The sequence below is a fragment of the Bacteroidota bacterium genome (assembly GCA_039821555.1).
Classification (GTDB): domain Bacteria; phylum Bacteroidota; class Rhodothermia; order Rhodothermales; family Rubricoccaceae; genus JBCBEX01.
Map to the genome: position 1 here is coordinate 456,630 of JBCBNX010000001.1, position 16,321 is coordinate 472,950.

Sequence of the window (16,321 nt, forward strand, 5' to 3'; positions counted from 1 at the left end):
AACCACAATGCAGCCCAAACAACTGGACACGGTCTACCCGAGTGACTTGTCGGTCGTGCCAGCGGCTGTTGAAGACGTCGAGGCCTTTGGTCTGGAGCACGGCCTTGTTGGTGATGATCAGGATCGCATTTTATTGGCCGTAGCAGAGGTCGTTGCGAACGCGGTCGAGCACGGCAACGTCGCTACATCGGGCGACAGCGTGCGCTTGCGTTTGCTCGGTGACGCTCGTTCGTGGACCCTGCGCGTCTCAGACGAGGGCGACGGCCTCACGAGCGAAGCATTGGACAGTGCCTCGCTCCCGACCGACGTGCTGGAGACGGGGGGCCGCGGTTTGTTCATCATTCAGCAACTCGCGGATGCTGTTTGGCTGGAAGACGAAGGGCGCTGTATTTGTATGCGATTTGACCTGAACATCAGATCGTAGGTGAAGTGCTAGCAGCTGAGCCAGGGACACAGGAACAGCGGTGGTTGAAGCAGCCCTGGATCCTTGGTGTAGTCGGGGTAGCGGTTTGCCAGCTGGTTGCTGTCGTGGCAGCGAGTTCGTTCGATGGAGACGGCACCCAGCGCCTATCGGTGTGGGTGCTTGCCGTCGCCACGATCGTTGGTGGCAGTATCCTCGCGTTGGGCCATGTTCGTGGATGGTGGAAGTCGCTGTCCGTGACCAGTTTCCTGTTTGTGGCGGTTCTCTTGAGGCTCGTCGCTCTACCTCTGGGGCCAACCCTTTCTGACGACGCCTACCGATATATGTGGGACGGTCGCCTTACCGTCGAGATGGAGAACCCGTATCTGCACACTCCTGAGGCACTGCCTGACTCGTTGACGGTGATCGTAGATCCAGGCGGATCGCTCTACAAAGAGCTGAATTCACCTTTGTATTACTCTGTATATCCACCACCATCTCAATATGCTTTTGCGATGGGAACACTACTTGGGAGGAGAGGGCATTACTCTAGTTTTGTCATATACAAATTACTAATAATTATTTTAGAAGTATTTTCGCTTATTTGGCTAGTAAATGTAATTCCAGTTGCATTCGTAGTGCTGCTCGCCTGGCATCCGCTGCTGGTATTGGAGGTTGCCGGACAAGGCCATACAGAAGGGCTTTGGGTCGTCGGGTGCGTGGCCGGATTCGCTGGGCTGATACAAGGTCGGTCGAATCTCGGGATAGCGTGCATTACCGTGGGAGCCTGGGCGAAGATGATACCGCTCCTGCTCGTGCCGCTCCTCGTGTTGCGAAAAGGCTGGAGCGCTGCGGTCGTTGGGCTGGCTGTGACGCTGGCACTCTGGGCGTCATTTTTTAGCCTCGAAGCCATGGCAAACATCGGCGCGTCTTTACGCTTGTACGTGCAGCTGTTCGAGTTCAACGGGGGGCCTTACTTTCTCATCAAGCACACTTGGCTCGCCTTGACCGGTGTCGATGTTAGCAAAACGCTTGGACCACTGCTCTCGGGAGGGTTTTTCGCCTTCGCATTGACCCTGTACTTGTTCGAACTACGGAGAAGGACTCCGCCGCGGTCGCAGGTTTTAAGTACGGAGCTACTCCTCTTGGGGGGGTATCTACTGGTGACCACGACGGTACATCCTTGGTATGTGTTGATGCCCATCGCGCTATGCCCTTTTGTCTGGGTAGCAGGATCGCGGGCAATGAGGCGATGGATGTGGGGCTGGTGGTGGTTTGGGCTCTTTGCCGTTGGCACGTACGGATTCTACGTTGGCGAGATGTCGCTCGCTGTGATCTCTGGTGTGTCAGGTTGGATGGCCGTGCTCATCGCAACGGTTGCTGCGTTTGCAATCTCATCGCCCGTACAGAAAACGTTGGGGAGAGTCATGCAGCGCCGTGGTCGTTCAAAGTGGCGCTGGATCAAGCAGGTTAAGCGGGCGGGTTCGCCAACATCAATACTGGACCTGGGAGCTGGCGAAGGTTGGGTGGGATGGGCTGCCCAGGTCGACACAGGTGCGGCGGTGCATCTCGCTGATGTGGTAGACCTCAACCAGACTATGCTGCCGCATGTCAAATACGACGGCGCATCATTGCCCTTTGTATCGGGCCAGTTCGACATGGTCCTCCTCGTTTTCGTTCTTCATCATGCCGAAGCACCCGATGCCGTGCTCCGCGAAGCCCGACGCGTTGTCGATGAACATGGGTGCGTCGCCGTTGTCGAATCCGTATACACCAACGCATTCAACCATGGATTGCTACGATTCCTAGATGTCCAGGCAAATCGTTTGCGAGGCGAAGGCGAGATGGAAGCCCAAGAAGCCTACCTCTCGTTCGATACGGTCGAAGGCTGGCGGAGTCGATTTGAGCACGCAGGGTTCCGTATAGATGCCGAGTCTTCGCGCGGTAGGTGGATACACCGGCAACACCTCTTCGTCCTAGGCCCTGCTGTATCCTAGCGCCTTTGCTACACCGCGTGCGATATCAAGTCCGAAAGAACGTCCTCTGCTGACATCGCCGACACGTCAAGCCAGACATAGGAGGGATGACGTCGAAACCAGGTGAGTTGGCGTTTAGCATACCGGCGGCTGTTGCGCTTGAGCAGATCTACCATACGGCCACGAGTGATGCTGCCGCGGAGGTAAGCCAATGGCTCGCGGTAGCCGATCGTAGCAAGCGCAGGAGCGTTTTGAGCGTAGCCCGCATCGAGGAGCGCTCGTACCTCATCGAGCAGCCCAGCTCTCAACATGGCGTCAACCCGAGCCTCAATGCGAGCGTAAAGCTCTGATCTTGGCCGCGTAAGGACGTTAACGGCATACGAAAACCGTGGCGGAGAGACGGATTGTTGCCAGTCTGAGATGCGGCGGCCCGTATCGGAAAGCACCTCCAAGGCCCGTACGATCCGCTGCGATTTTGAGGCATCCATGGAAGCCGCCGCGGCTGGGTCCGCCGCTCTCAGTTCATCATACAGGGCCGTAGCGCCTTCGCTTTGAAGTCGCGCTTTGAAATATGCGCGGGTTTCGGGCCGCGATGCAGGGATGTCGGCAATGCCATGTACTAACGCTTCGAGGTAGAGCGTCGAGCCCCCTACGAAGATGGGCAGGGCGCCTCGCTCTAGAATCTGTGCAACGCGTTGCTCCGCATCGGCGGCGAAGCGACCCGCCGAGTATGACTCGCTCGGGTCTAACTCGTCGATGAAGTGGTGGGCAATGTCCCCTCGTTCTTCAAGTGTCGGCTTCGCGGTGCCAATGGAGAGTTGTCTGTAAACTTGACGGCTATCTATGGAGACGATCTCAACTGGGGCCGCAGAAATTTTTTCGAGTGCCTCGGCCACCGCAAGGCTGACCCCTGTTTTGCCGACAGCAGTGGGCCCCACCAGCGCCAGAAAAGGCCCGCGTGTCGGTAAGCCGTGCGTCGAGGATGGCACGTTAGTACTTTTCAACAGAGGGGTCAATGCGGTCACTCCAGGCTAGAATGCCGCCTGCGAGGTTTACCGCATTGGTGTAGCCCTGCTGGTGCAGCAGCGCGGTCGCCTGCGCAGAGCGGCCACCAGAGCGGCAGTGCACAACGATAACGGGGTCGTCTCGGTGATCTTCCAACTCGCCCAGTCTCTCAGGCAATTGGTCAAGCGGAATTAGTGAGCCGCCAAGGTCGGCGATGGATACCTCTTCGGGGCGCCTCACGTCGAGAAGAAAGGGGGGCGCATCGCTGTCGCGAAGCGTCTTGTACTCTTCGACTGAAATTTCTGGGACGTTGGACATGGCTTCTAGGCGTGAATGGAAGAGAGATTGAGGAGGATGGCACCCAAGCGCTCGGGTATTGGCAACGCTGTCAGCAATGCTGCGAATGAGCGGGGCCTCCCCGCTCACGGGATTATCGGGGTCACGACTTAGCGTAAAAGAGCGAAAGCGTGCACTGAGCGCATCGTAGAGCAGGACACGGCCGATTAAGGACTCACCAATATCGAGGATCCATTTTAGGATCTCGGTGGCTTGTAGCGTGCCAATGAGACCAGGCAGGACGCCTAGGACGCCGCCTACGCCGCACGATACCGCATCTGTGGGAGGCTCGGGATACAAGTCGCGGACATTAGGGCCGTCAGGGGCACCGAAAACCGAGACTTGGCCCTCGTATTGAAATACGGACCCGTAGACGTTCGGCACACCTGCTAGGACGCAGGCATCGTTTAGGAGATAGCGCGTAGCGAAGTTGTCAGTACCGTCGGCTACAACATCGTAGTCTTGCACGAGCGCTAACGCATTTGAAGCTGAGAATGGCCCGGCATGGGAAACGAGGGTGACATGTGGGTTCAACGCTCCGAGTCGCTCCGTCGCGGCGCGAAGTTTCGGCTGTCCGATGTCCTGTGTGTCGTAAAGAATTTGGCGCTGGAGATTGCTGGCCTCAACCTCGTCGAAGTCGACTAGGCCGATAGTCCCCACACCGGCTGCAGCAAGATAGAGAGCAATCGGAGATCCCAGGCCACCAGCCCCGACCACGAGAACACGCGCTTCTTTGAGACGAAGCTGACCAGTAACGCCTACGTTAGGCAGTGAGAGGTGGCGGGCGTACCGAAGCTGTTCGTTCTCGGTCATGAACGCAGGTCCAGTAGGCTGCGTACTCAATGCCTGGTTCTCTCCTGCCATATGGGACGTATCGTTCAGGACAGCATTCATTCCTGCTGCATGAGCTGGTAGAAGCGGACGGAGGCAAACACGGCGATCGCCAGTGAAAACAATGCACCAGACGTGTAGCCTGACTGGAAGCGGATGATGGCTAGCGCAAGCGCTAGCGCTCCAACAGCGCCATAGATGACGCGAGCGATTTGAGGGGTGAGGCCCATGTCACATTCCTCTAGATGTGAAAGGTTGAGAGCAAGCGGCGTTTGAATCGTCGGTAGAACGACGCAGTTTCAAGGTGGTGGCTATGCCGATGCTTTGGCAGGGGCAGGCGATGCAACCTGGTCTGTTTCTGACGTTGGCAAGAACAACAGCATCCCTTGCACGACCATCAGGTTGGTGACGAGGAAGAACACAGCTTCTTCGATGGGTAGGCCAAGCGGGTCGATATCGAAGCTCGTGTCGTTTGAGATATCCCAGATCTCCAGGGCAATCGCGGTGCGGTCGGCCCACCAAAGGTATAGGGTTGGGATTGCTACCGAGATAGCCCATGCTCGTCGTCGCTGCCAGAACCAATGGCCGCCAAGGCCCCACATACCGGCTAGTACGGGCCCTGCCCAAGACAGAATGAGCCCCATATATAGTGCGCGCTCGGATGATGCAAATAGAAAGACGAATCCTACAACGGATACAGCAATAAAAAAGCTCGCGCCGACCCATCGTGGCGTTGTACTGGATGTACCGAGAGGAGCTGGCGTGCCGGAGCGGGTCAATACCCGTAGGGTGAAAAGACCCGTCATCAGACTTTGGATCACGAAGAACATGTACTCCTCGACCGGCACGTATCCGATTCGAGCAATCACTCGGTCAGGCGGATAGCCCCACACCTCTCGATAGACGAGGTAGTTGTCCCAGGGCGTCGTGTAGACGAAGGCAATGAGTACGATGAGGCCAAGAGCCTGTGCTGCGGCGCGGTTGCCAGACAGCGGCCGGGGTGGCCAGAACGCCAACGCCAGCAGAAGCGGCAGTGTAAAAACGGCATGGAAGCCCAGATACGTCATCGGACGAGGAAGCAGCGTTTAGTGGGCCGCAGAGCTGTTGGCACGGCCATGGGATATGCTATGAAGCGACGTGCTTACGCTCCCTTAGGTTGTGGAAGTCCCGTGAACACGTTCCTCAGAATCCTGGGTCAGGATAGGTGCCGAAGCACAACACGCGCGGCATTCCGTCCGGAAGCGCCCATGATTCCACCTCCAGGGTGTGTGCTGGCCCCAGTGAGGAACAGCCCGTCGACTGGCGTGCTATAGTTAGAGAGGTCAAGCGCTGGCCTGAACATGAACATCTGGTCGAGGCTCATCTCTAGATGCATCACGTTGCCACGGAAGAGCCCGAGTTCGCGCTCCAGCCACAACGGATGCTGAAACAGTTGTCCAACCACCTTGTCTCTCGTTCCGGGTGCATACTCTTCAAACGTGTCGAGAATTCGGTCGGCGACTTGATTTTCTACCGCGTCCCACGTGGCGCCATTTGCCATTGCGTAGGGGTAATACTGCGCCCAGAGCCACAATACTTCGCCTCCTGGTGGGGCAAGGGTGTCGTCGACTGCTGAGAAGCTCATGCCCACCAGGGGTGGATCGGCCGCAGGACGGCCGCCCAGATAGTCAGCATACGCGTCCATAAGCTGCTGCCGGTCGCGGCAGAGCAACTGCAGTCCTACGCGTGCCTCGTCATCTGGGCACGCCGAATAGCGAATAGGCTCGGAGAGAGCGAGTCGGATAATCGCGCCGAACCCGTTACCAACTCGCATGCGTGACAGCGAATCAGGACGTAAGGCAGGCGCCAGCAGTTTTCCAAGCGACTCGAAGACGTGCGTACCGGCTAGAACCGTCCGGGCTGTGTACGCGTCGCCATGGACGCGTACTCCAACTGCGCGCTCACCGACCGTCAAGATCTCATCGACGGCAGCGTTCGTGTATACATCGCCCCCGTGTGCTTCAATGTGCCTCCGTAAGGCTTGGGTTAGCATTCCCGAACCGCCCCGTGGGCGCGCGATGCCTCCGTCATGGTAGAGTGGATGCCAAAGCAGAAAGGGGGCAGAGAGTGGTTCGGTGGGAGGCGGACCTGATTGGGCAGCCATCCATACCAATGCGGCTTTGACTTTCTCCTCGCTGAAGTAGCTGTCTACGACCTCCCCGTAGGGGCGAAGGATGTGACGTAGCGCTTCTTGCCAGTCCACCTCAGTGGAAGGCCCCATTGCCATGCTCTTTCCCAGCGCGAACGGGTGGGGGCTGCTCAAAAACATGTCCCGCACTGACTGGGAGAACGGCATCCAGTCTTCCATCATGCGCGCATAAGCGGCTCCTTCTCCAGGGAAGCGCTCATCAAGATGGGCCACGGTCCGCTCGATGTCCCGGTACAGGAAAAAGTGATCATCGTCTGGGAAGGGGGCGAAGAAGAGAGGATCGAGTTCCAAGTAGGTTAACCCGAAATCCTCCAAGCCTAGTTCGTCGATAATCGGTGTGAGACGAATCAGGATGTGCGCAGAGCCTCCCAGGTCAAACTGGTAGCCTGGTACGATTTCCTGTGTCGAGACTGCTCCACCAACGATTCCTCGGCGCTCGAAGACGGCAACGCGGTAGCCTGCCTGTGCCAGATAGGCCGCTGCGACGAGAGCGTTATGGCCGGCGCCGATGACGGCGACATCGTAATCGGTTTGTTGCGGTTGCGTTCGTCGGGCTAGCAATGAGCCGAGGGGCATAATCGTGGTGGTGGTGGAGGGTCAAGCGGGTGGATCGCTAACTTACTCGTTCCTATGACCACACGCAGTACGGCTTACTACCATGATAGATATATCAACCTATTTAGATAAAGACACAATTACGTGGCCAGGTGACCAGGCGTTTTGCAGTAATCAAACTCTGCAAATCAACGGGGGTGATTCAGTAAACCTTTGTTCAATTCATACCAGTACACACAACGGGACACACGCAGACGCTCCGTGGCATTATGATGACACGTCACCGAGGATCGATGAGGTAGCATTGGGACCATATATGGGTCCTTGCGTTGTGGTCGACGCGCTAGGGATCAGCACCGTCCGCCCAAGTGTGATGGAAGGGGCCGATGTGCGTCGAGGCGACCGAGTTCTGTTCCGCACACGGAGCGGTCCGGCGAGCACAGCTTGGGAAGGGAACAACCCACACCTAGCAGTAAATACTGTTATTGCATTAAGGCATTATAATTGCCCATTGGTAGGCATCGACTCGCCGAGCGTGGATCCATCGACAAGTACGTCTCTTCTTGCTCATCATGCCCTAGGCGATTCAAACATCATGATCCTGGAAAACCTGGAACTAGCTAACGCTGTACCAGGAAGGTATATCCTTGTCGCGTTCCCGCTCAAGCTCCGTGGGCTCGATGCATCGCCTGTGCGGGCAGTCTTGCTTACACCACATGAGGCAAGGGGAGTGTTGGCTGTCTAGACATCGAGACGAATGTGATCGGCAGCACTATCGCGAAGCTTGTCGCGTTGGTGGATGTACACCATGGTGGTCTCGATTCGCTTGTGCCGGGCGTGTGCCTGGACCTGCTGAAGCGAGGCCCCTTGTTCGATTGCGAGCGTACATCCGGTATGCCGCAGCGTGTGAGTCCCTACGGTGGCTGCTAGGCCAGAGCGTCCTGCGTGCTTTTTTACTATGGAATAAATAGATCTATCAGATAGGGCTCTGCCGTAGCTGTTATTGCTAAATGATTTCCAAAGAGGGCCGCTCTTGATCATGTATTCCTCAGTATGTATGGTGATCTCTTCTACTACATAATCGGGAACCTTGACGTACTGATCGGCGCCGCCTTTCGTCTGTGGTAGGTCAAGTACCCAGTATGGTCCAACTTGGCGAATATGCTCTATCCGCATGGCTGCCGCCTCGGACCGACGAAGAACACAGTGCAACATGGTTAGCATGAGCGTTCGGTCGCGACGACCCGTAGCCGTGCTTAAATCAACACAGTTAATCAGTCTAGTTGCTTGTTCACGGGTCAACACGGTAAGTGCGTTGTCGGAGTAGTGCCCGCCGCGAACCTTTCGCACAAGGTGACGGTCGGCGGGGTTGCGATCGAGTGCGCCGAGTGCAACAAGCCAGGCAAAGAACCCACGCAGTGTTGCGGTCCGCCGTCGCAGCGTCGCGGGTCTAAGCCCTGCCAGTTCACCGCGTCGAAGGTGTTCGTTCACATCGACGAAGGAAACAGCTCGTGCCAGGTCAAGACTGATCGTCTCCGTTCCGAAGAATGCGACCATGTCGTTCCGATAGGCACGCCTCGTTTGCACGCGATCAAAGCGTAGCAGGTACAGCTGGAGCAAATCATCGGTACCGCTACCAGAGGGCAACTGACCGGCAGGTCGAAGCAAGGCGCTGGACATGAGTACAATATGGAGTCGTGAGGATATACGTCTACTGCTGATAATAACAATTATCGGAAGTAAACTTCAACAAACAAAGGGGGACACCCGAGAGCGCCTGCCCCCGGGCGTGGTCTCTGTTACTGACCATCAGCAGCATCAGTCTCTGAATCAGCGGCGTCTCCGATGGCGCCTGCGGCGGCGTTCATAGTACCCTCTGTGGCTTCATCCTTAGCCTCACCGTGGGCAATGTTGTAAGCCGTTGAGGACAATATCTTCAACCCTGTCGCAAAATCCATGCGGCGGTCCGACTAAGACACTAAGCCTCTTTGCCTGCCAGCGATCTATGCCAGCGATACTGCACGCCCGGTCTCCGCATCAAAGAGGTGCATCTTGTTCAAATGAAACTGGTACGTTAGAACATCTCCCCGTGGGGGCATGGGTACCGGCTCGACCCTCCCTACAACGGTACTACCGTCGACGGTGGCGTACGTAAATATCTCGTTACCCATCGGCTCGGTAACGTCTAGGCGAGCCTTGACTGGTGCCGTGACACGGCCTTCGGGTACGAAGCCGTCGAGATAGATGTCTTCAGGTCGGATCCCAAGAGTGACATCTTGGCCCACAAGGCTTCGAGCTGCGTTCTGGTGCTCATCAGCAAGCGTGAATGAGACTGAACCACTCGAAAAAACTACGCCTGACGGTTTGCTCGAGAGTCGCCCATTCAGGAAGTTCATCGAGGGAGACCCGATAAAGCCCGCGACGAATTGATTGGCTGGGCGATCATACAACTCTAGCGGGGCTGCGATCTGTTGCACGTATCCATCTTTCAGGACAACGATGCGGTCCCCCATTGTCATCGCCTCAACTTGGTCATGCGTCACATAGAGCATCGTTGCCTTGAGCTGGCTGTGTAGCTTCGAGATCTCCGTGCGAGTCTGCACACGGAGTTTGGCGTCTAGATTCGAGAGGGGCTCGTCGAAGAGAAACACTTGCGGCTTGCGGACGATGGCGCGACCCAACGCGACGCGCTGACGCTGTCCACCTGAGAGTGCTTTGGGTTTGCGGTCGAGCGTGGCTTCGAGACCAAGGATCTTGGCAGCGTTTCGAACCCGCTGGTCGATTTCGTCTTTCGGAAACTTCCGCAGCTTCAGGCCGAAGGCCATGTTGTCGTAGATCGACATGTGTGGGTAGAGCGCGTAGTTCTGGAAGACCATGGCGATATCACGATCCTTTGGCGCGACATCGTTGACTACGCGATCTCCGATTTTGAGCGTGCCCTCCGAGATGTCCTCAAGTCCGGCTACCATTCTTAATGTGGTGCTCTTTCCACAGCCAGACGGGCCAACCAAGACGACGAACTCGCCGTCATTGATCTTGAACGAGGCGTCATGCACGGCAACGTAGCCGTTGTCATAAACTTTGCGAACGGATTCGAGGGTTACGCTGGCCATGCGTGCGCGGAGACTGGGGCGAATGCTTAGTGAAGATGGGGAAAGGTACCAACCAAGTAGCGTGGCGTGGTTCAAGATCCCGGTCCACCTCGCACCCATGATACTCCCCTACCTATGCCTACCAACCCCAGTGTTCTCGCCATCCATGCGCTGTACACCGGAAGCGACCGGGGTCTCGCCGCTGACTTACAAGCGGGACGTCGACTTGGCCTGCACGTTCAGCCGGTTTGTACGTCCATCGTAGTCGCATCACATGACACCGTAACGGATGTCACCGACGTACCAGCAGACACAGTCGGTGCCCAACTGGAACACCTACAGCGTGTGATTCGCTGGGAAGGTGTCAAAGTTGGCATCCTGGGCGACTTTCGTACCGTCCATGCCGTGTTTGATCACTTGGACGAGTACGACGGCCCTGTTGTGCTCGACTTCATTGCGAGCGGACCCACAGGGGAGACGGTTCTTACACAACGAGGCATTGATGCTCTCTCCGAGCGCATGAAGCGCGCTGACGTCGTCATGCTCAGACGAGTAGATGCAGAGCTAGTAACTGGTGGAGAGATCCGTTCTCTCGACGATGCTCAAGTTGCCGCTCAGCGCGCGCACCATCGTGGAGCACAGCGCGTCCTTATTAAATGCGGAGACCTTCCAGCTCGGTTCTACGATGCAGCGGATGACCCCGAAGCCACGAGTACGGGGTTCACGAGCGACCTCTATTACGACGGCGAGGACTTCGCGCTGTTCGAAGCACCAACGGTCGTGACGGACAGTCGCGGTGCATCGAGCGTCCATGGGATGGCGCTCCTCGGTGCCATGGTGCAAGGAAAGTCGCTGGAAGACGCCTTCCAGAACGCGAAGCGTGCAGTGACGGATGCTCTTCGCCACAGTAGTGAAAACGAGATGCCAAGCGTAGTAAGCTATGAACATGCATACCAGGGTAGCCCACTGTAAAGTATAGTTCTAGCTGCCTGTTCTCTTAATCTCCGTTTGTGAACGGGTTCAACGGATCTGTTTCTTCCGGAAGAAGCATACGCACCCGCGTACATGTTTTTCGAGAGCGCTTGCTTTCAAATTTGCTTCCGGTACTTCACTTTCGTTACTGCGCCTTTAGGTATTTCCCATGGCGAAGGCTTCGCTGACTTCAGATCGACCCAAGGTCACAATTTACGACGTCGCCGACGAGGCCGGGGTCGCAATCTCGACGGTGTCGCGTGTTCTCAACGATTCCAAAGAGGTATCTGATAAGACCAGGGCCAAGGTGGAGGCAGCCATCGAAAAGCTGCGATTTAAGCCACAACGGACAGCTAAGACTCTAGCACAACAGCAAACGCACTCGCTTGCCGTGGCGATGCCGTCCACGACATCGCTCTTTTACGTGGAGATCTTGAAGGGGGTGAAGGACACGCTCCGCGAGCATGACATAGACCTGCTGCTATGCAATCTGGGGTCTACCTCTCCATATCAAACGCTCCAGCGGTTTCTCGCTCGTGGTGCCGTCGATGCACTCTTGTTGGCCTCGTTGCCTATTGACGACAATTTGGAGAAGGAGCTCATGAAGCTGCACGCGCCCGTTGTCATCGTGGGCGTAAAGCATCCCAAGTTCGACTGTATCTATCTAAACGACCGAATCGGCGCTGGCAAAGCGGTCGAACATCTAATCAGTATCGGGCACAGACGCATCGGGATGATATCACCGCATCCGTGGAGCTACGTTACTGACGAACGCATTCAAGGCTACCGCTCAGCCCTGGAGGATGCGGGAATACCGTTCGACCCCTCCTTGATTGCTTCGGGTGACACGTTGAAACACGCGGGGTTCTCTGAGGAATCAGGAGCTGAGGCAATGAAGAAACTACTCGCCCTACCCGACCCGCCTACCGCAGTGTTCGTTGCATCAGACGTCCAGGCATTTGGTGCATGGAGCGAGATGCGCTCTCGTGATCGGCAGGTCCCTGATCATATGTCGCTAGTGGCCTATGATAACCTGAAGCTTAGTCGCTACCTACGCCTCACTACTGTCGACCAGAAGATGTACGAGGTAGGAAAGCTTGCCACAGACCGCCTTCTCCAACGCATCGAAAACGATACCGACGAGCGGATTAGTCGATACGTTCAGCCTGAATTGGTCGTGCGCAGCTCAACGGCACCGCTCCAAGGCTAACGGTAGGCTGTAGCGAACGAGAGCACTGAGTGGACAGGATTACCGATTTTGAGAGCATAGCGTCCCACATCGTGCATCCTGGCCTCAAATGACCACCGAACGTCGTGCTGAGCTTCGTGCTGCCATTGAGCGGCAGCTACCCCATGCGCTCGAAACAACGCAATTCGAGCACCTTGGCGAGCGCTACCAAGGAAAGGTGCGCGACACCTACGCGCAAGGCAATCGTCTCGTACTGATCACGACCGACCGAATCTCCGCGTTCGACCATGTATTGAGACAGACGATTCCCTTCAAGGGACAGGTTCTCAACCAAACTGCAGCCTATTTCCTCGAACACACAAGGGATACTGCGCCAAACCATCTGGTCGACGTCCCAGATCCTAACGTGACGGTCGCTAGGCGTTGTGAAGCATTACCTATTGAGTTTGTGGTACGTGGTTATCTAGCTGGTTATTCATGGCGATCATACAATAACGGTTTACGCTTGCTATGCGGGGAGCACCTACCTGAGGGACTTCGAGAAAGCGACAGGCTGCCAAAGCCGATCCTAACTCCAGCTACGAAAGCTGTAGAAGGCCACGATGAGGACATCTCTAAAGCCGAAATCTTGGAGCGCGGTCTCCTTGATCGTGCAAACTTAGAACACTGTGAGGCGATGGCGCTTGCTCTCTTTCAACGCGGCACCCAGATGGCCGCTGATCGCGGCCTGTTGCTCGTTGACACGAAGTACGAGTTTGGCCGTGATGAGGACGGTACCCTGTCGGTAATCGATGAGATACACACACCCGATTCGTCTCGCTATTACTACGCTGATGGCTACGACGAACGGTTAGAGCGGGGTGAGCCTCAGCGACAGCTATCCAAGGAGTTCGTGCGGGAGTGGCTTATGGATCACGGCTTCCAAGGCAAGGACGGGCAAGTCCTCCCTACCCTCACTGATGAGTTCCGTGTCGAGGTGTCGCTCCGATATATAGAACTTTACGAGGCCATAACGGGCAATACATTCGATGCAGCTGTGTCATTCGATGTTGATACCCGAATCAAATTAGCTTTGCAATAACAGCTTTGTGGGCGCTGCATGTAGGCTATGGTCGGTTGCCTAGATCTTGCTGTGTCGAGGAATGAGCGGCCGTGCCCGTGTTCGATTCACGAAGCACTCACTCCCGTCTGGTTGCAATCAGGGACACCTGGTGCGTCCTTGTAATTCGGCGTTCCGGAAGCGCTCCCAACAGCTCTCTTCTCCTGCCCTACGGCAATGCAGCAACACCTCGTTCGCGTTTACCCTTCGAGAGAACCACTCCCCCGCGAAGACCAACTGGCTTTCAAAATCGCACGTGTCGCGACGGACCCAGTCGCCGTTGATGACGATGTGACGGCGATGCTCATCAATCGCATCATCGACAACGCGGCGGTGGCCATTGCCTCCGTCAATCGTGGCCCAGTGATGACGGCGAGGGCCATGGCACTTGCACACCCACGAAATGGCGGCGCAACCGTCTTTGGTGTGAAGGAGACGCGCGTGTCGCCGGAGTGGGCGGCGTGGGCCAACGGTACCGCGGTGCGTGAGTTAGACTTTCACGACACCTTTCTCGCCGCCGACTACTCCCATCCTGCCGACAACATCCCAGCGGTTTTGGCCGTCGCACAGACCGTAGGCGCTGGCGGTGCTGCGTTGATTCGCGGCCTGGCCACCGGGTACGAAATTCAAATCGACCTAGTAAAGGCGATATGCCTACACAAGCACAAAATCGACCACATCGCGCACCTAGGTCCGTCTGCAGCCGCTGGATTGGGCACCCTACTCGGGCTTGACACCGACACCGTATATCAAGCTGTCCAGCAAGCCACGCACGTCACGTTCTCGACGCGCCAGAGCCGGAAAGGCGAGATTTCCTCGTGGAAAGCCTTTGCGCCAGCTCATGCTGGAAAGCTCGCGATTGAAGCGGTAGACCGCACGATGCGTGGTGAAGGCGCTCCGTCGCCAATCTACGAAGGCGAAGACAGCGTGATCGCCTGGATGCTCGACGGTCCCGATGCACGTTACACGGTGCCGCTGCCCAGCCTTGGCGAGCCCAAACGCGCCATTTTGGAGTCCTACACAAAAGAGCATTCCGCCGAGTACCAAAGCCAAGCCTTGATCGACCTCGCCTTTCGGATGGGCGACGCGGTTAAAGCGGCCGGTCGCCCCTGGGACGACGTCGAGCGCGTTGTCATCCACACTAGCCATCACACGCACTATGTGATTGGCACCGGCGCAGGCGACCCCCAGAAGATGGACCCGCAGGCGAGCCGCGAAACGCTCGACCACTCGATCATGTACATCTTCACCGTAGCGCTCCAAGACGGCGAGTGGCACCATGTACGGAGCTACGCCTCGGAACGCGCACAGCGCGAGGATACAGTGCGGCTCTGGCACAAAGTCGAAACGACTGAAGACCCTACATGGACGGAGCGCTACCACCACCCAGACCCTCAGCAGCGCACGTTTGGTGGACGTGTCGCCATTCACTTCGCAGACGGCGCTGTGATCGAGGACGAACTCGGCGTAGCGAACGCGCATCCGGCTGGAGCTCGTCCGTTTGAACGCCCCGACTACATTCGCAAGTTCGACACCCTGACGCACGGACTTATCTCACAGGGTGAGCGCAACCGCTTTATCGACCTGGTGCAACAGCTACCGGACTTATCACCATCACAGGTTGCGGAGCTCAACGTAGTCCACGACGCCGCGCCCCTGGAGTCGAACGGCCGCCCCGGCATTTTCTAACCACCGCTGCTCCGTCGATGGGGTCGCCCAGCTACAGGGCCTTCGCACCGACACGCAGCGAGCAAAACAACATAGACTGTGCTAAACGTCGACGTTTTGCCCCATGAGAAGCGCGCGGTGTTGCGCACCCGCCTCGATGCCGGAGAACTCGTGCGCTTTCCTGGCGCCTTCTCGCCGATCGTAGCGCAAGTGATCGAACGGATTGGCTACGATGGGGTCTATATCTCGGGCGGCGCGCTCGCCAATGATCTAGGGCTTCCAGACATTGGCCTGACGACGCTCACCGAGGTCGCGCTGCGCGGCCAGCAGATCAGTCGCGTCACAAACCTCCCCACGATCATCGATGCTGACACGGGCTTCGGTGAGGCAACCAACGTGGGTCGAACTGTCGTTGAGTTTGAGGCCGCTGGGCTATCGGGCTGCCACTTCGAGGACCAAGTCAACCCAAAGCGCTGTGGTCACCTCGGCGGTAAACAGCTCGTGGAGCCGGACGTAATGATCCAGAAGCTGCGCGCGGCGGTGCAGATGCGGCGCGATCCCAACTTTCTCTTAATCGCGCGTACCGACGCACGAGGAGTGCTCGGCTTCGACGCCGCTGTCGAGCGAGCCCAGGCCTATGTCGAGGCTGGCGCTGACCTGATTTTTCCCGAGGCCCTCAAGGATGCCGACGAGTTTCGCGCGTTCCGTGCCGCCGTCGACGCTCCGCTCCTCGCCAACATGACCGAGTTTGGCAAATCGCCCATCTTCACACTCGATGAGCTGCGCAACCTCGGCTACAACCTCGTGATCTACCCAGTCACGAGCCTCCGCTTCGCACTCAAGGCGATCGAGGACGGTCTCACCCGTATCTACCAGGATGGCACCCAGCGGCACTTGCTCGACGCCATGCTGACGCGCAAACGGCTCTACGACATCGTCGACTACGAAGCCTACAACGCTTTCGACAGCGACGTCTTCAACTTCGAACTGTAACGGACCCTCCCCCGATT

The 16,321-nt window shown here is 57.1% G+C and carries 14 protein-coding genes; 7 read left to right on the plus strand and 7 right to left on the minus strand.

From position 1 onward, the window contains the following. Positions 1 to 7 precede the first annotated feature (7 nt). The gene (locus AAFU51_01835) at positions 8 to 424 is read left to right on the plus strand and encodes an ATP-binding protein (GenBank protein ID MEO1569986.1); all 417 of its coding nucleotides are present in this window, start codon (positions 8 to 10) and stop codon (positions 422 to 424) included. A gap of 155 nt (positions 425 to 579) precedes the next feature. Beyond that, the gene (locus AAFU51_01840; protein ID MEO1569987.1) at positions 580 to 2,397 is read left to right on the plus strand and encodes a class I SAM-dependent methyltransferase; all 1,818 of its coding nucleotides are present in this window, start codon (positions 580 to 582) and stop codon (positions 2,395 to 2,397) included. A gap of 8 nt (positions 2,398 to 2,405) precedes the next feature. On the opposite strand, the gene miaA is transcribed toward AAFU51_01840, so the two are convergent. The 7 genes from miaA to ugpC form a co-directional block, all read right to left on the minus strand. Then, positions 2,406 to 3,401, minus strand: coding sequence for a tRNA (adenosine(37)-N6)-dimethylallyltransferase MiaA (gene miaA, locus AAFU51_01845; protein ID MEO1569988.1), 996 nt, complete (start codon positions 3,399 to 3,401; stop codon positions 2,406 to 2,408). Further along, positions 3,367 to 4,530, minus strand: a complete 1,164-nt coding sequence (gene moeB / locus AAFU51_01850; GenBank protein MEO1569989.1) for a molybdopterin-synthase adenylyltransferase MoeB — start codon at positions 4,528 to 4,530, stop codon at positions 3,367 to 3,369. Before moeB ends, miaA begins: the two co-directional genes overlap by 35 nt. A gap of 77 nt (positions 4,531 to 4,607) precedes the next feature. Then, positions 4,608 to 4,778, minus strand: a complete 171-nt coding sequence (locus AAFU51_01855) for a hypothetical protein (GenBank protein ID MEO1569990.1) — start codon at positions 4,776 to 4,778, stop codon at positions 4,608 to 4,610. An 81-nt stretch (positions 4,779 to 4,859) separates the two neighbouring features. Further along, on the minus strand, positions 4,860 to 5,615 hold the full coding sequence (locus tag AAFU51_01860) for a lycopene cyclase domain-containing protein (protein MEO1569991.1): 756 nt from the start codon (positions 5,613 to 5,615) through the stop codon (positions 4,860 to 4,862). 128 nt (positions 5,616 to 5,743) lie between these two features. Continuing rightward, positions 5,744 to 7,312 (minus strand): NAD(P)/FAD-dependent oxidoreductase, encoded by a 1,569-nt coding sequence (locus tag AAFU51_01865; GenBank protein ID MEO1569992.1) that lies wholly within the window; start codon positions 7,310 to 7,312, stop codon positions 5,744 to 5,746. A gap of 720 nt (positions 7,313 to 8,032) precedes the next feature. Beyond that, positions 8,033 to 8,971 carry a tyrosine-type recombinase/integrase gene (locus AAFU51_01870; protein MEO1569993.1) on the minus strand — a complete coding sequence of 313 codons (939 nt, stop codon included), beginning with the start codon at positions 8,969 to 8,971 and terminating at the stop codon, positions 8,033 to 8,035. Between the two features lie 323 nt (positions 8,972 to 9,294). Beyond that, positions 9,295 to 10,404 carry a sn-glycerol-3-phosphate ABC transporter ATP-binding protein UgpC gene (gene ugpC, locus AAFU51_01875; protein MEO1569994.1) on the minus strand — a complete coding sequence of 370 codons (1,110 nt, stop codon included), beginning with the start codon at positions 10,402 to 10,404 and terminating at the stop codon, positions 9,295 to 9,297. A gap of 114 nt (positions 10,405 to 10,518) precedes the next feature. Here ugpC and AAFU51_01880 point away from each other — a divergent pair, with 114 nt between their 5' ends. From AAFU51_01880 to prpB, 5 genes are all read left to right on the plus strand, one after another. After that, the gene (locus AAFU51_01880) at positions 10,519 to 11,355 is read left to right on the plus strand and encodes a bifunctional hydroxymethylpyrimidine kinase/phosphomethylpyrimidine kinase (protein MEO1569995.1); all 837 of its coding nucleotides are present in this window, start codon (positions 10,519 to 10,521) and stop codon (positions 11,353 to 11,355) included. 169 nt (positions 11,356 to 11,524) lie between these two features. Then, on the plus strand, positions 11,525 to 12,565 hold the full coding sequence (locus tag AAFU51_01885) for a LacI family DNA-binding transcriptional regulator (protein MEO1569996.1): 1,041 nt from the start codon (positions 11,525 to 11,527) through the stop codon (positions 12,563 to 12,565). 88 nt (positions 12,566 to 12,653) lie between these two features. Then, on the plus strand, positions 12,654 to 13,625 hold the full coding sequence (locus AAFU51_01890) for a phosphoribosylaminoimidazolesuccinocarboxamide synthase (GenBank protein MEO1569997.1): 972 nt from the start codon (positions 12,654 to 12,656) through the stop codon (positions 13,623 to 13,625). Positions 13,626 to 13,820: 195 nt separating this feature from the next. Continuing rightward, positions 13,821 to 15,332, plus strand: a complete 1,512-nt coding sequence (locus AAFU51_01895) for an MmgE/PrpD family protein (GenBank protein ID MEO1569998.1) — start codon at positions 13,821 to 13,823, stop codon at positions 15,330 to 15,332. A 96-nt stretch (positions 15,333 to 15,428) separates the two neighbouring features. Next, complete coding sequence (gene prpB / locus AAFU51_01900) at positions 15,429 to 16,304, plus strand: methylisocitrate lyase (protein MEO1569999.1); 876 nt, start codon at positions 15,429 to 15,431, stop codon at positions 16,302 to 16,304. Positions 16,305 to 16,321 lie beyond the last annotated feature (17 nt).

Coding starts and splice junctions, on each gene's coding strand:
- AAFU51_01890 (MEO1569997.1), top strand. CDS start 12,654: ATGACCACCGAACGTCGTGCTGAGCTTCGTGCTGCCATTGAGCGGCAG.
- moeB (MEO1569989.1), bottom strand. CDS start 4,530: ATGACCGAGAACGAACAGCTTCGGTACGCCCGCCACCTCTCACTGCCT.
- AAFU51_01895 (MEO1569998.1), top strand. CDS start 13,821: ATGCAGCAACACCTCGTTCGCGTTTACCCTTCGAGAGAACCACTCCCC.
- AAFU51_01860 (MEO1569991.1), bottom strand. CDS start 5,615: ATGACGTATCTGGGCTTCCATGCCGTTTTTACACTGCCGCTTCTGCTG.
- AAFU51_01865 (MEO1569992.1), bottom strand. CDS start 7,312: ATGCCCCTCGGCTCATTGCTAGCCCGACGAACGCAACCGCAACAAACC.
- ugpC (MEO1569994.1), bottom strand. CDS start 10,404: ATGGCCAGCGTAACCCTCGAATCCGTTCGCAAAGTTTATGACAACGGC.
- AAFU51_01880 (MEO1569995.1), top strand. CDS start 10,519: ATGCCTACCAACCCCAGTGTTCTCGCCATCCATGCGCTGTACACCGGA.
- AAFU51_01870 (MEO1569993.1), bottom strand. CDS start 8,971: ATGTCCAGCGCCTTGCTTCGACCTGCCGGTCAGTTGCCCTCTGGTAGC.
- AAFU51_01885 (MEO1569996.1), top strand. CDS start 11,525: ATGGCGAAGGCTTCGCTGACTTCAGATCGACCCAAGGTCACAATTTAC.
- AAFU51_01835 (MEO1569986.1), top strand. CDS start 8: ATGCAGCCCAAACAACTGGACACGGTCTACCCGAGTGACTTGTCGGTC.
- AAFU51_01855 (MEO1569990.1), bottom strand. CDS start 4,778: ATGGGCCTCACCCCTCAAATCGCTCGCGTCATCTATGGCGCTGTTGGA.